We start from the raw sequence: 676 nt of genomic DNA on the forward strand, positions 1-676 counted from the left end.
CAGAAATCCGTATCCGATCTTGCACTGACAGTCGCTTCTACTCGTGAGAAAGTAATTATGATTGAGGCAGGTGCCAATGAAGTACCTGAAGACAAGATGATCGAGGCTATTTATGCAGCTCATGATGTTAACCAGGAGATCATCAAATTCATCGATCAGATTGTTGCAGAATGCGGCAAAGAGAAGAAGGATTATGAGCATTATGCTATTCCTGAAGAATTAAATGCAGCTATGAAGGAACTCTTTCCGCCAGAAGCAATGGAAGAAGCTGTATTTGCAGATGAGAAGCAGACAAGAGATGCCAACATCCGTGTTATTAAAGACAAGCTTGCAGAAGCATTTGCAGATAAGGAAGAGTGGCTGCCTCTGATTGACGATGCTGTTTATCAGTATCAGAAGAAGACAGTACGTAAGATGATTCTCAAGGATCACAAGCGTCCTGACGGCCGTGCTATTGATCAGATTCGTCCGCTTGCAGCAGAAATCGACCTGTTTGCAAGAACGCACGGTTCTGCAATGTTCACAAGAGGTCAGACACAGATTTGTACCATCACAACACTGGCACCATTATCAGATGCCCAGAAGGTAGATGGCCTGAATGAATTTGTGACAAGCAAACGTTATATGCATCATTATAACTTCCCATCATACTCAGTGGGTGAGACAAAGCCTTCAA

General features: G+C 43.3%; 1 pseudogene. It reads left to right on the forward strand.

Annotated features, from left to right (window positions below):
* Window positions 1-676 (forward strand): annotated as a pseudogene (locus tag WMO25_RS18585) (polyribonucleotide nucleotidyltransferase); the annotation flags it as partial.

Source organism: Coprococcus intestinihominis (assembly GCF_040096555.1).
In the GTDB taxonomy this organism is placed as follows: domain Bacteria; phylum Bacillota; class Clostridia; order Lachnospirales; family Lachnospiraceae; genus Coprococcus_A; species Coprococcus_A intestinihominis.